The sequence below is a fragment of the Kitasatospora purpeofusca genome (assembly GCF_034043715.1).
GTDB classification, from domain to species: domain Bacteria; phylum Actinomycetota; class Actinomycetes; order Streptomycetales; family Streptomycetaceae; genus Kitasatospora; species Kitasatospora purpeofusca_A.
In genome coordinates this window covers 1-14139 of the sequence record NZ_JAXCLC010000034.1, presented here as the reverse complement: position 1 = coordinate 14139, position 14139 = coordinate 1, and the positions used below count along the sequence as shown (strand labels likewise).

General features: G+C 73.6%; 13 protein-coding genes and 1 riboswitch. Of the genes, 7 read left to right on the top strand and 6 right to left on the bottom strand.

The window, feature by feature from the left end:
- Nucleotides 1–19: 19 nt before the first annotated feature.
- The gene (locus SM793_RS18890) at nt 20–547 is read right to left on the bottom strand and encodes a flavin reductase family protein (protein WP_320439382.1); all 528 of its coding nucleotides are present in this window, start codon (nt 545–547) and stop codon (nt 20–22) included.
- A gap of 395 nt (nt 548–942) precedes the next feature.
- Between SM793_RS18890 and SM793_RS18885 the strand changes: the two genes are divergently transcribed.
- The gene (locus tag SM793_RS18885; RefSeq protein WP_320439381.1) at nt 943–2832 is read left to right on the top strand and encodes a sensor domain-containing diguanylate cyclase; all 1890 of its coding nucleotides are present in this window, start codon (nt 943–945) and stop codon (nt 2830–2832) included.
- 160 nt (nt 2833–2992) lie between these two features.
- Entirely contained in the window at nt 2993–4000 is a 1008-nt protein-coding gene (locus SM793_RS18880) for a hypothetical protein (RefSeq protein WP_320439380.1), read from the top strand.
- A gap of 124 nt (nt 4001–4124) precedes the next feature.
- Here SM793_RS18880 and nagA read toward each other — a convergent pair whose 3' ends face one another.
- Nucleotides 4125–5297: an N-acetylglucosamine-6-phosphate deacetylase gene (nagA, locus tag SM793_RS18875; RefSeq protein ID WP_320439379.1), complete on the bottom strand. Its 1173-nt coding sequence runs from the start codon at nt 5295–5297 to the stop codon at nt 4125–4127.
- A complete protein-coding gene (locus tag SM793_RS18870) occupies nt 5294–6238 on the bottom strand; it encodes an ROK family protein (protein ID WP_320439378.1) in 945 nt (314 codons plus the stop codon). Before SM793_RS18870 ends, nagA begins: the two co-directional genes overlap by 4 nt.
- A 380-nt stretch (nt 6239–6618) precedes the next feature.
- Here SM793_RS18870 and SM793_RS18865 point away from each other — a divergent pair, with 380 nt between their 5' ends.
- The gene (locus SM793_RS18865) at nt 6619–7902 is read left to right on the top strand and encodes an extracellular solute-binding protein (protein ID WP_320439377.1); all 1284 of its coding nucleotides are present in this window, start codon (nt 6619–6621) and stop codon (nt 7900–7902) included.
- Between the two features lie 49 nt (nt 7903–7951).
- On the opposite strand, the gene SM793_RS18860 is transcribed toward SM793_RS18865, so the two are convergent.
- Complete coding sequence (locus SM793_RS18860) at nt 7952–8302, bottom strand: cupin domain-containing protein (RefSeq protein WP_320439376.1); 351 nt, start codon at nt 8300–8302, stop codon at nt 7952–7954.
- Between the two features lie 103 nt (nt 8303–8405).
- On the opposite strand from SM793_RS18860, the gene SM793_RS18855 reads away from it, so the two are divergent.
- Together SM793_RS18855 and otsB are read left to right on the top strand one after the other, a co-directional pair.
- Nucleotides 8406–8732 (top strand): DUF3263 domain-containing protein, encoded by a 327-nt coding sequence (locus SM793_RS18855; protein WP_320439375.1) that lies wholly within the window; start codon nt 8406–8408, stop codon nt 8730–8732.
- A gap of 68 nt (nt 8733–8800) precedes the next feature.
- Nucleotides 8801–9652 (top strand): trehalose-phosphatase, encoded by an 852-nt coding sequence (gene otsB / locus SM793_RS18850; RefSeq protein WP_320439374.1) that lies wholly within the window; start codon nt 8801–8803, stop codon nt 9650–9652.
- Here the strand turns inward: otsB and SM793_RS18845 are convergent.
- Complete coding sequence (locus SM793_RS18845; protein ID WP_320439373.1) at nt 9627–11105, bottom strand: trehalose-6-phosphate synthase; 1479 nt, start codon at nt 11103–11105, stop codon at nt 9627–9629. The genes otsB and SM793_RS18845 overlap by 26 nt on opposite strands.
- A gap of 50 nt (nt 11106–11155) precedes the next feature.
- A complete protein-coding gene (locus tag SM793_RS18840; protein WP_320439372.1) occupies nt 11156–12163 on the bottom strand; it encodes a glucosyl-3-phosphoglycerate synthase in 1008 nt (335 codons plus the stop codon).
- A gap of 175 nt (nt 12164–12338) precedes the next feature.
- Nucleotides 12339–12470, top strand: a riboswitch (SAM riboswitch).
- 18 nt (nt 12471–12488) lie between these two features.
- Here SM793_RS18840 and thrC point away from each other — a divergent pair.
- Together thrC and SM793_RS18830 are read left to right on the top strand one after the other, a co-directional pair.
- Entirely contained in the window at nt 12489–13763 is a 1275-nt protein-coding gene (thrC, locus tag SM793_RS18835) for a threonine synthase (RefSeq protein ID WP_320439371.1), read from the top strand.
- Nucleotides 13764–13814: 51 nt separating this feature from the next.
- Nucleotides 13815–14090 (top strand): MoaD/ThiS family protein, encoded by a 276-nt coding sequence (locus SM793_RS18830; RefSeq protein WP_320439370.1) that lies wholly within the window; start codon nt 13815–13817, stop codon nt 14088–14090.
- The last annotated feature ends 49 nt before the right edge of the window (nt 14091–14139 follow it).

Below are 14139 nucleotides of genomic sequence, written 5' to 3'. Positions count from 1 at the left end.
GTGCCCGGCCGCGCCGGGGTCAGCCCAGCGAGCGGTAGCCGCCGCGGAAGTACAGCAGCGGGCGGCCGCCGGGGTCGGGCACCCGGGCCTCCAGGACCCGGCCCAGCAGCAGGGTGTGGTCGCCCGCGGGCATCCGCTGCTCGGTGCGGCACTCCACGGTGGCGAGCGCGCCACTGATCAGCGGGGCGCCGCTGTACCGGCCGCGGTGGTGCGGGGCGTCGGCGAACAGCAGCCGGTCGCTGAGCCGGCCCTTCATGGCGAACCGCGAGCCGAGCGCCTTCTGCTCCTCGGACAGCAGCGAGACCGCCCAGGTCCCGGCCCGGGAGAGCACCTCGTCCATCCGGGAGTCCTCACGGACGGAGATCAGGACCAGCGGCGGCTCCAGTGACACGGACAGGAAGGACGTCGCGGTCATGCCGACGTCCTCGCCGTCGTCCGGGTCGTGGACGGTCACCAGGCTGACACCGGAGGCGAGCTGGGAGAGCGCCGCCCGGAACTCGTCGGGGGACGCTTGGGAGGCAGCTTCGGGCTGCGGGGACGGGTACACGTAGGCACGCTAGCCCGCGGCCGGGGGAAACGACATCGGGCCCTGGTCGTAGGACCAGCGACGCAGCGCGGCTCGGTCCGCCCGGGCGCCGGGAAGGTTACGGTTCGCACCCGACCTCACCCCCAGGAGTGAAGAGCAGAGCCTGCTCGGCGGTCAGTCGGCTACAGGGCGGGGCCATGGCGACCGACCACCGGAAATGTGCCGATGAGGCTTTTTGTCCCGTTATGGGGCAGATGAACCGATTAAGGGTGCATTAGCGTCGTGTGATTTAAGTCACAAGTGCTGACCTATTGCTGACCGAGCGTGCCGAACGCTGTGCTCCCTGTGATTCAGTTCTTCTGGCAATCGGACGATAACCAATCAAGACCTATCCGAAGCAGCCGGGGAGCCCCCGCATGGAAGCCGAGTCGGAGCCCTATGTCCGTCTCGCGACCCTCCGCACCTTGCACCGGGTCGTGGCGGACCTCAACGCTGCCCGCAGCCTGGCGGGAACGCTGCAGGCCGTGGTCGAGGGCGCCGTGCACGGGCTCGGATTCGACGCCGCCGCGGTCAGCCTGGTCCGGCCCGACGGCGACCTGGTGGTGGCGGCCGTCTGGGAGCTGGAGGAGAGCGCCATGGGCGGCCCCTCCGTACTGCTCGGCCAGGTCGGCTCGCGCGAGTCCTGGGACCGGCTGCTCGGCGTCAGCGACCACTGGGGCACCCTGCGCTTCCTCCCCTACGACCGCGGCTGGGCCGTGGCCAGCGACATCCCGCGCTGGATCGGGGACGGCGCGATGCCGGTCTACGCCAACGACTGGCACCCGGCCGACGGCCTGCTCGCCCCGATGTACAGCGCCGGCGGCGACCTGCTCGGCGTCCTCTCGGTGGACCGGCCGCGCAGCGGCAAACGGCCCGGGGCCTGGACCCGCGAGGCGCTGGAGATGTTCTCCCTGCAAGCCTCCATCGCGATCGGCAACGCCAGGCTGCGCGCCGAGATGCAACGCGCGCTGGCCCGGCTCGAAAAGGAGCAGCAGGCGCTGCGGGCCAGCGAGGAGAGCTTCCGCCAGGCCTTCGAGTACGCCCCCAGCGGGATGGCCATCACCGAACTCCACGGCGCCGGGCGGGGCCAGCTGACCAGGGTGAACGACGCGCTCTGTCGCCTGCTCGGGCGCCCCAGGGCGGTGCTGCGCCAGCAGAGCTTCGCCGATCTCGTGCACCCCGACGACCGGACGCTGCTGGAGCGCACCAGCGCCGAGAGCGGCCGGGCGGAACTGCGGCTCTCCCGCCGTGACGGCGGGTACCAGTGGGTCTGTCTGCGGAACTCGATCGTGGCCGACGCCGCGGAGGGCCCGAGCTTCCTGCTCACCCACGTCGAGGACATCGAGGACCGCAAGCGGCACGAGCTCCAGCTCGCCCACCGGGCCAGCCACGACGCGCTCACCGGGCTGCCGAACGGGGCCGAGCTCAAGGCCAGGCTCGGTCGCCGGCTGTGCGCCCTGCCGCAGGCGGTCGCCGCCGGGCACCAGGCCGCCCCGACCGGGGACTCCGGCCACGGCGGCGCCGGGCACGCGGCCGCGCTCCGCCCCGAGGACGGCTTCGGCGGGTACCCGGAGCACCTGTTCGGCGAACCCCACCGCGCGCCCGGCGGGTACGAGGGCATGGAGCAGGCGCACGGCTACGGCCTCCCGGAGAGCTACCCGGCGGCCGCGTCCGTCGGCTCGCCGGACTGGGCCAACGGGACGAGCGGGGCCAACGGAACGAGCGGGGCGAACGGGGCGAACGGCTACGGCGACCATGTGCACGCCGTGGTGCCGCCCGACCACGGCCCGGGCGCGGAGGTCAGGAGCGGCCCGTTCCGCTCGAGCCCCCCGGCCGCGGTGGAGAAGGGGCTCGCGGTGCTCTTCTGCGACCTCGACGGCTTCAAGTCGATCAACGACCGGTTCGGGCACAACGCCGGGGACGCCGTCCTGGTCGAGGTCGCCCGCCGGCTCAGCGGGGCCGTCCGGGACGGCGACACGGTGGCCCGGTTCGGCGGTGACGAGTTCGTGGTGCTGGCCGACGGCATCGGCCGCGACGAGGCGAAGGACCTCTCCCACCGGCTGCGCAACGCGATCATCCCGCCGATGCGGATCGACGGCCGGGCGATGCGGGTCGGGGTGAGCCTCGGCGTCGGCTGGGCCGGCTGCGGGATGAGCATCGAGGAAGTCCTGCACACCGCCGACGAGCGGATGTACGACGAGAAGCGGGCCCGGGGCGGCGCGGTGCGCGGCGCCCGCGGCGAACGCTCGCACCGGCGGGCCGGCTGAACCGGGGCCCGGGGCGGGCGCAAGCTACCCGTGGGTTGTCAAGGGGTCTTTTCGGGGCTTGGCCGACGACGGGTAGTGTTCCGGGGGTACGCGCGACCACGATCAGCGTCCGACGGCACGGAAGTCCGGCGGCGCGACCGCGATGGGGGAGTTGACCACCGTGACCACCGCCGGCAGCAGCGAGGCGCCCCAGGGCCCGGAGGGCGGCGTCCCTCAGGACGACGATCCGTTCGGCTACCTCTACCGTCCGGCCGACGGCGCCTCCTCCGGGCAGCCGGCCGAGCCGCAGCAGGGCGTGCCCCGCACCCCCTACAGCCGTCCGATGGCGGTCGGCCGCGCCCAGTACGGCCAGCAGCCCCGGCCGCAGCAGCCCTACCCGCCGCAGCAGTCCCGTCCGACGCAGCCGGGCTACCCGCAGGCCCAGCCGCCGCAGCAGCCGTACCCGGCGCAGGGCGACTTCGGTGCCGCCCCCACCCAGCAGACCCGCTACGCCGAGCACTCCCGCCCGCAGCCGGGCGAGGAGCGGCCGAGCGGCGGCCGGGGCAAGGGCGCCGTCATCGGCGGGGTGGCCGTGGTCGCGGCCATCGCGATCGGCGCCGCGGTGGCCCTCACCGGCGGGGACTCGGAGGCCGACAAGGACGCGAAGGCCAAGGCCAAGGCCAGCGCCTCGGCCGGGGTCTCGGCGGGTCCGGGCACCGGCACCGGCAGCGCGAACCCGACCGGCTCCGCCTCGGCCACGCCGGCGGCGACCGCCTCCGGCACCGGCGGCCTGGGCCCGGTGGACGCGAGCCAGCTGCAGGCGCAGAACGCGCCGTCCGGCAACACCGTCAAGGGCGCCAAGTCGGCGGACGGCAGCTACCTGACGCTCAACCCCGGCGGGACGATCACCTGGACCGGTGAGCTGGCGGCGGCCGGTACCTACAAGTTCACCGTGCACTACAGCAACGCCGCCGCCGACGTGCGGGCGGCGGCGACGGTCAACGGCAAGGACTGGCCGGGCGGACTGGGCTTCAAGAACTACTCCCCCGGCAAGGACCCGGCCTCGTCCTGGTTCAACACGTACATAACGCCGCCGATGGTGGCGGGTCCGAACACCTTGGTGATCTCGGTACCGGCGGGCAGCGGCACGATCCTGGTCGACCAGGTGCTGCTGGAAGCCGCTTCCTGAGGCCGTCCCGAGGCATGGACGAACGGCCGCCCGTTCCCCTCGCGGGGGAGCGGGCGGCCGTTCGTCGTGGTGGAGCGGGCGGTCCGGCGGTGCGGGTCCGGCGGTCGTGATCAGGCGGTCGTGATCAGGGGGTGGTGATCGGGGTGAAGCGGTCGCCGCCGGTGATCCACTCGCCGCGGCGCATGACGGCGACCAGGTCGTAGCCGGTGGAGTCGACGACGACGAGGTCGGCGAGCTTGCCGGTCTCCAGGGTGCCGATCCGGTCGGCGAGGCCGAGCAGCCGGGCCGGGACGGTGGAGAGCGACTCCACGGCCTGGTTCAGGCTGAGGCCGTTGACCGTCACCGAGCGCTTGAAGGCGACGTCCAGGGTGAGGGTCGACCCGGCGATCGCGCCGCCCTCCACCAGTCGGGCCACGCCGTCCTCGACCTCGACCTGGAGCGGGCCGAGGGGGTAGAGGCCGTCGCCCATGCCGGCCGCGCCCATGGCGTCGGTGATCAGGGCGACCCGGGAGGCGCCGGCGGTGCCGTAGGCGAGGTCGAGCACGGAGGGGTGGAGATGGACGCCGTCGTTGATCAGTTCGACGGTGACCCGCTCGTCCTCCAGCAGGGCCACGATCGGGCCGGGCGCGCGGTGGGCGATGCCGGGCATGGCGTTGAACAGGTGGGTGGCGACGGTGGCGCCGGCGCCGATCGCCTCCAGGGTCCTGGCGTAGTCGGAGTCGGTGTGGCCGACGGCGGCGATGACGCCCAGGTCGGCGAGCATCCGGACCGAGTCGAGGCCGCCGGGCAGTTCGGGGGCGAGGGTGACCATCCTGGCGTGGCCGCGGGCGGCGTCGACGAGCTTGCGGACCAGGGCCGGGTCGGGGTCGCGCAGCAGGTCGGGGCGGTGGGCGCCGCAGCGGTTGCGGGAGATGAACGGGCCCTCGAAGTGGACGCCGGCCACGATGCCGTCCTCGGCCAGTTCGGACAGGACGGCGGCCTGGCGGGCCAGGTCGTCGATCTCGCCGGTGACGGTGGAGGCGACCGTGGTGGTGGTGCCGTGCTCGAGGTGGGTGCGGGCGGCCCGCAGGGCCTCCTCGGCGATACCGGAGGCGTAGGAGGCGCCACCGCCGCCGTGGACGTGCAGATCGACGAAGCCGGGCACCACGGTGTACCCGGTCAGGTCGAGATCGCCCGGCGTGGCGGTACCGCCGAGACCGGCGATCCGCTCGCCCTGGACGGCGAGACGGTCGCCCTCGACCACGCCGCCGGGCAGGACCAGCCGGGCGCCGGACAGTGCGAGTCGGTCCGCGGTCACGCGGTCACCTCCATGGAGAGCAGATCCCAGGCGAGCAGGCCGGCGCCCAGCGACGCGGCGGTGTCTTTGAGCATGGCGGGTACGACCTCGGGGGGCATCTGGAAAGTCAGCCGCTCCGTGACCGCCGCCCGCAGGGGCGTGAAGAGGGTGTCCCCGGCCTCGGCCAGCCCGCCGCCGACGATCACCCGGGACGGGTCGAGCAGGCTCTGGGCGAGCACGATGCCGTCGGCGAGGGCGTCCACCGCACACTGCCAGACCGCGACCGCGCGCGGGTCCCCGGCGTCCACCGCGACGGCGCAGGATGCCGCGTCGGCGTCGGGGTCGCCCACGGCCTCGGCCCAGGCGCGGGAGACGGCGGAGGCGGAGGCGAGGGTCTCCAGGCAGCCCCGGGCGCCGCAGCCGCAGGCGGGGCCGCCGGGGCGGACCACCACGTGGCCGATCTCGCCGCCGTAGCCGTGGGCACCGGACTCGATCCGGCCGTCGATGCCGATGGCGCCGGCGATACCGGTGCCGAGGGCGATGAAGAGGAAGCGGTCGACGCCCCGCCCGGCCCCGAGCCGGCCCTCGGCGAGACCGCCGGAGCGCACGTCGTGGCCGAGGGCGACCGGCATCGCGCCGCCCGGGCCGGCCAGGCGCCCGCCCAGCAGGGTGCGCAGGGGCAGGTCGCGCCAGCCGAGGTTGGCGGAGAAGACCGCGATCCCCCGCTGTTCGTCGATCGTGCCCGGGACGGCGACGCCCGCCGCCAGGGGCGCGACGCCGAAGCGGGCGCGGCCTTCGTCCGCCAGATCGGCGGCGAAGTCGAGGATGGCGGTGACCACGGCGTCCGTGCCGTGTTCCCGCCCGGTCGGGCGTCGTGCTTCGAACAGCACGGAGCCGTCCTGGGCGAGCAACGCGGCTTTCATGCCGGTCCCGCCAACATCGAGTGCGATCACGTGCTTCACGGGGGACAGTTTCTCCCGGTCCGGTCGAAGAGGTCTAGTCCAGTTGTTGCATTGGTCTGGTCCAAAGGGGTGAGCTTTGTCGCAGAAGTGTGCGGTGTGCGGCACTTTGCGCGGGCCGCCGGGGGGATCGCCGGGAGAGCGGGGCAGGGCGTGCCAGGGCCTGAAAGGGCACGGTTGGGCGTCCGGGAGGTCGGATTCGCGGATTTTGTTGCGCGGTGTGCAACAAATCCCGCACTTCGATAACTACCCGGCGTTCGAGGGCCGGAGGTCTGGACCACCGCATGCCCGGTTTGGCACCCTTGCGGCCTCCCCCCGGCCGGATCTCCCCCCGATCCGGTCCGTTCCCCCTCAGCAGGATCCCCCCGAAGGCGGTACCCGCGTTGGACAGGCGCGCCCAGGTCCCCACCCGGTTGTTCGGCGTCGCGTTGGCCGGCGCCCTGGCCGGAGCCCTCGTGCTCACCGGCTGCGGCGGCCAGGACAACGGTCCGGTCACCCTCCGGCTGGTGGCAGCCGACTACGGCGAGAGCGCGGACACCAGCTCCAAGCTGTACTGGGACGACGTCGCCCGCCGCTTCGAGGCCGCCAACCCGGGCCTCAAGGTGGACGTCGAGGTGGCGAGCTGGACCGACATCGGCAAGCGGGTCGACGAACTGGTCAGGAGCGGCAAGTCCCCCGACCTGCTGCAGACCGGCGGCTTCGCCGACCAGGCCGCCGCGGACCGGCTGTACAACGCCTCGGACGTGCTGTCGCTGGAGACCCAGGCCAACATCATGGAGTCGTTCTCGCACGCCGGGCAGGTGCTCGGCACGCAGTACGGCATCCCGTTCGTCTCCTCCTCCCGGGTGCTCTTCTACAACAAGGCGATCTTCCAGAAGGCGGGCGTCGCCCAGCCGCCGACCACCTGGAACGAGCTCAGGGCGGCCGCCGAGAAGATCAAGGCCAAGGTCCCGGGCGTCACCCCGTACGGACTGCCGCTGGGGCCCGAGGAGGCGCCGGCCGAGTCGATGCTCTGGACGCTGAGCGGCGGCGGCAGCCTCTCCGACGACGTGGGCAACTACACCATCGACAGTGACAAGAACCAGGCCACCTTCAGCTGGCTGCGGACCAACCTGGTCGCCACCGGCCTCACCTACCCCGAGCCCGGGAAGATGAACCGCACCCCGGTGTACAGCGACTTCGCGGCCGGCAAGGTGGCGATGCTCAACGGCCACCCGACGCTGCTGCGGATGGCCACCAACGGCAAGATCGACTTCGGCACGGCCCCGATCCCGAAGAAGGACGGCCTGGCGAAGACCGGCAGCCTCGGGGTGGCCGACTGGATGATGGCGTTCAAGGCCAACGGCCACAAGAACGAGATCCGCCGCTTCCTCTCCTTCGTCTACAACAAGGAGAACCAGCTCAAGTTCGACGAGACCTACAACCTGCTGCCGGTCACCCAGGACGCGTTCGACGCGATGACCGCGGATCCGAAGCACGCGGACCTCAAGCAGTTCGCGGCCGGGCTCGGCAACGCGAGCTTCTACCCCTTCGGGGACCCGGCCTGGGCCGAGGTCTCCAACCGGATCAAGACCGGCATCGGGGCGGCGGCGACCGCCGAGCCCAAGCCGGTGCTGGAGGACCTCCAGCAGGCGGCGGTGAAGGAGGCGGCCCGGATCCGCAAGTGACCCGGGCCCGGCCGGCGGGCGCCGGCGTCGGCAGGTGATCAGTAGGGGGTCAGTAGGTGATCGCGTAGACCTTGCGGAGCGTCTCCAGGACGGTCCAGGTGGTGCGGTCGCCCTCCTGGAACACCCCGGCGACACCCGGGCCGAGTTCCAGCACCGGGCCACCGTCGACCACGACGGTGGCCCGGCCGCTCAGCACCACGAAGACCTCCGCCGCCTCGGTGTCGGTGACCACGCCAGGGGTGATCTGCCAGATGCCCGACTCGCCGGCCGCGGACTCGGAGAGCACCAGGCCGGACACCTCGGGGGTGCCGGAGACGATCTGCGCCGGGTCGAGCGGGTCGGCTTCGAGCTCGGCGGTCGGGACGTGCAGGGCGAAGGCGGCGGTCGGGATGCTGGTCATGGGGGCGACGCTAGTCGGCGGACCGGGGCGGCGCAGCGGGCAGGGTGTGTCGGGTCCGCGGGGCAGAATGACACTCCGTAGCGATGGGCGGAGGTGGGCCCCGATGGGCGCGGACGAGGAAGAGGAAGCGGCGCGGCCGGAACCGGCGTCGGCGGAGCCGGTCGAGCCGGCCTCGTCGGTCGAGCCGGCCGCGCCGGCCGGGCCGGCCGGGCTGGATGCCAGGGACCGGGCCGTGCTGGCGCTGGAGGCCAGGAGCTGGCGGACGGCCGGTGCGAAGGAGCGGGCCGTCCGGGAGGAGCTGGGGCTCTCCAGCACCCGGTACTACCAGCTGTTGAACGGGCTGCTGGACCGGCCGGAGGCGCTGGCGCACGCCCCGGTGCTGGTCAACCGGCTGCGCCGGGTCCGCGACGCCCGGCGGGCGGCCCGCTGACGGCGGTCCGCCCGGTGCCGGCACGGCCCGACGGGTGGCCCCCGCCCGGGCTGGGTACGGTGCCGGGCATGGGCCTTTCCGAGATGACTCGACCGCTCACGGACGCCGGGCGCGCGGGGCTGGCGGCACTGCTCGCCGCACCCCGTGACGCCGTGATCGCCCTCGACTTCGACGGGACGCTCGCCCCGATCGTCCCCGACCCGGACCGGGCCAGGGCGGACCCCGGCGTGGCACCGGCGCTGCGCGCGCTGGCGCCGCGGGTCGGCGCGGTCGCGGTGGTGACCGGCCGGCCGGCCGCCCTGGCGGTGGAGTACGGCGGGCTGGCCGGGATCGACGGGGTGGTGGTGCTCGGCCACTACGGCGCGGAGCGCTGGGAGGACGGCCGGCTGACCGCGCCGCCGCCGCACCCGGGCGTGGCCGCGGTGCGGGCGGAGCTGGCGGAGCGGCTGGCGGCGCTCGGCGCGCCCGAGGGCACCTGGGTGGAGGACAAGGGCCGCTCGGTGGCCGTGCACACCCGGCGGACGGCCGAACCGACGGCCGCGTTCGAGCTGCTGCGGCTGCCGATGGAGCGGCTGGCGGCCGAGCACGGGCTGGTGGTCGAGCCGGGCCGGCTGGTGCTGGAACTGCGGCCGCCCGGGGTGGACAAGGGGGCGGCGCTGACCGGGCTGCTGCGCGAGCGCGGGGCCCGGTCGGTGCTCTACGCGGGCGACGACCTGGGCGACGTCCCCGCCTTCGCCGCGGTGGAGGGGCTGCGCCCGGAGGGCCTGGCCGGGCTGCTGGTGTGCAGCGGCGCGGTGGGGGACGCGCCGGTGCGCGAACTCGCCGACCGGGCGGACCTGGTGGTCCCGGGCCCGGCCGGCGTGGTGGAACTGCTGGTCGCGCTGGGGGAGGAGCTCAGCCGCCCGGCCGCAGGGCGTTGAGCTGGTCCAGGAACCACTGCTGCGGCGGCAGTGCCGTCGCGGCGGCGGCCAGCCGCTTGCTGCGGTCGGCCCGCTCGTCGGCCGGCATGGTGAGCCCGGCGTGCAGGGCCTCGGCGGTGGCCACGATGTCGTAGGGGTTGACGCTCAGCGCGTCCTGGCCGAGTTCGGCGTGCGCGCCGGCCTCCCGGGAGAGCACCAGCGCGCACCCCTGGTCGGAGACCACCGGGACCTCCTTGGCGACGAGGTTCATGCCGTCCCGGATCGGGTTGACCAGGGCCACGTCGGCCAGCCGGTAGGCGGCCAGCGAGCGCGGGAAGTCGTCGTCGACGTGGAGGACCAGCGGCCGCCAGTCCGGGGTCCCGAACTCCGCCTCGATCTCGGCGGCGAGCGCCCGCACCTGGTCGGTGTAGGCCCGGTACTCGGCGAGGTCGGTGCGGGACGGGTAGGCGAAGGCGATGTGCACCACCCGGTCGTGCCACTCCGGGCGGGTGCGCAGCAGGTGCCGGTAGGCCAGGAAGCCGCGGACGATGTTCTTGCTCAGCTCGGTGCGGTCGACCCGGACGATGGTGCGGCGGTCGCCCACGGTCGCGCGCAGGGTGGCGAGCCGCTCGTCGACGTCCGGCCGGTGGGCGCGCTCGCGCAGGAAGTCGGCGTCGGCGCCGAGGCCGTGGACGCCGAGGGCGGTGGTGCGGCCCGCGTGCGTCACGGTGAGCGCCGCGCGGTCGACGTCCGCGCCGAGGAACCGCTCGCAGCAGTCGGCGAACGCGAGCGCCCAGCGGCGGGTCAGGAAGCCCGCCCGGTCGCCGCCGAGGATGCCGGTGAGGACGGCCTCGGCGATGTCGTCGGGCAGCAGCCGCAGGTACTCGGGCGGCGCCCAGGGGGTGTGCGAGAAGTGGCCGATCCGCAGGTCGGGGCGGGCGGCGCGGAGCAGCGCCGGGACGAGCGAGAGGTGGTAGTCCTGCACCAGGACGGCGGCCCCGGGCGCGGCCTCGGCGGCGAGGGCGTCGGCGAAGGCCGTGTTGTACGCGGTGTACGCCTCCCACCCGGTGCGGAAGCCGGCGTCGAAGACGGGGGCGGTCGGGGTGTTCCAGAGCAGGTGGTGGACGAACCAGAGGGTCGAGTTGGCGATGCCGTTGTAGGCGCGGGCGAAGGTCTCCGGATCGAGGCCGAGCATCCGGACGGCCTGGCCGCCGACGTCGTGGCCGGCCCGGTCGAGCCGGCCGTCCGGGGCCTCGCGGGCGGCCCGGCGGTCGGCGTCGGAGAGGGCGGCGCAGACCCAGACGGCGTCCGGGTCGTCGATCGCGGACAGTCCGGACACCAGTCCGCCGCCGCCTCTGCGGAGGGTCAGCGTGCCGTCGTCCGCGGTACCGAACGACACCGGCCCCCGGTTGGACGCCACCAGCACCGGGGCGGTGCCGGTCGGATTCGAACGCTCGGTCGTGAGATCACCCATGGTTGGTTGGTTGCCGGGGGGCCGGGGCGGCAAACCCGCGGGACGGGTCCTCAGTGTCGGGTGGCGTACTCGGGGACGGTGTGCATGGGCGGCCGCTCGGTCGCGGTGACCGGGTGGGTGTGGGCGGTGAAGGCGCGGGTCAGCGGGTCGCGGGTGAACTGGGTGAGCAGGGGGCGGACCAGGTCGGCGGAGGCCTTGAGCCGGTGGGTGCGGTCCAGTCGCTCCAGCGCGGTGCGGTAGATGGTGGCCGCCATTCGGCCGAGCGCCTGGGCGTCCTGGTGCCGGTGATGGCGGATGCCGACGTCCACCTGGGCGAGCGCGTCCAGTCCGGCCGTCTCCAGGGCGTCGACGAGCAGGCCGAGCTCGACTCCGTAGCCGGTGGGGAAGGGCAGCCGTTCGAGCAGTGAGCGGCGGGCCGCGTACTCGCCGCCGAGCGGCTGGACGAAACCGGCGAGTTCCGGCCAGTGCAGATTGAGCAGCGGACGGGCGACCAGTTCGGTGACCCGGCCGCCGCCGGCCGGCACCACCGCGCCGTCGGTCTCCAGCGGCCGGTCGTACATCGCCTTGACCAGTTGGATGCCCGGGTCGGTGAGCAGCGGGCCGATGATGCCGGAGACCAGGGCGGGATCGAACTCGCGCAGGTCGGCGTCGACGAAGCAGACGATCTCGCCGCGGGTGGCCAGCAGCGAACGCCACAGCACCTCGCCCTTGCCGGGGGCGGCGGGCAGCCTGGGCAGGATGGCGTCCCGGTGGACGACGGTGGCCCCGGCCTCGGCGGCGACCTCGGCGGTGGCGTCGGCGGAGCCGGAGTCGACCACCACCAGCTCGTCCACCAGCGGCAGCCGCTCCATCAGCTCCCGCCGGATGACCCGGACGATCTCGCCGACGGTGGCCTCCTCGTCCAGGGCGGGCAGCACGACGCTGACGGTGCCCGCCGGACCGAGGGCGCGCTTGGCGGCCGGGAGCGTGTGAACCGGTCGGTCTGCCGCGGTCCACGAGCGCCGGCGCAGCCAGGACGCGGTCTCGGGGAGGAGCGCGGAGGTCGGTTCGGCGGGCACGGTGCTCTCCTCGACGATGGGGGTCCCCCCGGCCGCAGGCCGGGGGAGGTTGGGACGGGTCATCTCGCGTGGCGGACGGTCGCGTTCGGGACCGATGCCTTCGGATACAGTCTTCGTACAGCGATCGGACCTTCGCACGCCGGGGTCACCGCTGAGCAGAACCACAACTTCACAGAGCTCATCCAGAGGGACTGAGGGAACGGCCCGTTGACGTCCCGGCAACCTTCTCGCACGGTCGGCTTCACGCCCCGGCGGGACAGGTGCCAATTCCGTCCCGGGCGCGACCGCGTCACGGGGAAGATGAGGAGAGAGGCCTCCGCCCATCATGGCTATCGACACCGCCGTATCCGTCGACCTCGGCCCCGCCGCCGCGCTGTCCTGTCGCGAGTGCGGCACCCGGTTCCCGCTCGGTCCCAGCTTCGCCTGTCCGGAGTGCTTCGGTCCGCTGGAGATCTTCTACGACTTCGGCAGCGAGAGCGCCGAGGAGCTGCGCAAGCGGATCGAGGCCGGTCCGGCGTCGATCTGGCGCTACGCGCCGCTGCTGCCCGTCCCGGCCGACGTGGCGACCAAGCCGAACCTCAACCCGGGGTGGACCCCGCTGGTGAAGGCGGACAACCTGGGCCGCGAGCTCGGCTTCACCGCCCAGCTGCACATCAAGGACGACTCCGGGAACCCGACCCACTCCTTCAAGGACCGTGTGGTGGCCTGCGCCATCGAGGCGGCCCGCGCGTTCGGCTACACCACGCTGTCCTGCTCGTCGACCGGCAACCTGGCCGGCGCGGTCGGCGCGGCGGCGGCCCGGGCGGGCTTCCGGTCCTGCGTGTTCATCCCGCACGACCTGGAGCAGGGCAAGGTCGTGATGGCCGGGGTGTACGGCGGCGAGCTGGTCGGCATCGAGGGCAACTACGACGATGTGAACCGGTTCTGCTCGGAGCTGATCGGCGACCCGGCCGGCGAGGGCTGGGGCTTCGTCAACGTCAATCTGCGGCCGTACTACGGCGAGGGCTCCAAGACGCTCGCCTTCGAGATCTGCGAGCAGCTCGGCTGGCGGCTGCCGGAGCAGATCGTGATCCCGATCGCTTCGGGCTCCCAGCTCACCAAGATCGACAAGGGGCTGCAGGAGCTGATCAGGCTGGGCCTGGTCGAGGACCGGCCGTACCGGATCTTCGGCGCCCAGGCGGAGGGCTGCTCGCCGGTCTCGGCCGCCTTCAAGGCCGGCCACGACGTGATCCGGCCGGTCAAGCCGAACACCATCGCCAAGTCGCTGGCGATCGGCAACCCGGCCGACGGCCCGTACGTGCTGGACATCGCCCGGCGCACCGGCGGCGCGGTGGAGGACGTCACGGACGAGGAGGTCGTGGCGGCGATCCGCCTGCTGGCCCGGACCGAGGGCGTCTTCGCGGAGACCGCGGGCGGCGTGACCGTCGGCGTGCTCAAGAAGCTGGTCGAGACCGGGCAGCTGGACCCGTCGAAGGAGACCGTCGCCATCAACACCGGTGACGGGCTGAAGACCCTCGACGCCGTCGCCGAGGCCGGCATGACCGCCGTCATCCGGCCGACCCTGGACGCCTTCCGGGGCGCCGGCCTGGCCTCCGCCTGATCCCGCCGCTGCCTGACCGACCCGCCCAGCGCCCGTAACGAGGAGACCCCCATGAGCGCCAACGTCCGCATCCCCACCATTCTGCGCACCTACACCGACGGCGTGAGCGAGGTGCCCGCCGAGGGCGCCACGCTGGGCGAGGTGATCGCCGACCTGGACCGCAACCATGCCGGGATCGCCGCGCGGATCCTCGACGACACCGGCCGGCTGCGCCGTTTCGTCAATGTCTATGTGAACGACGACGACGTGCGGTTCGCCGAGGGCCTGGAGACGGAGATCAAGGACGGCGCGAACATTTCGATCATCCCGGCGGTCGCCGGCGGGTGATCCGCCGACGGTCCGTTCCCCCGGGGCGGGCGCGTCGTCCACGGCCGTG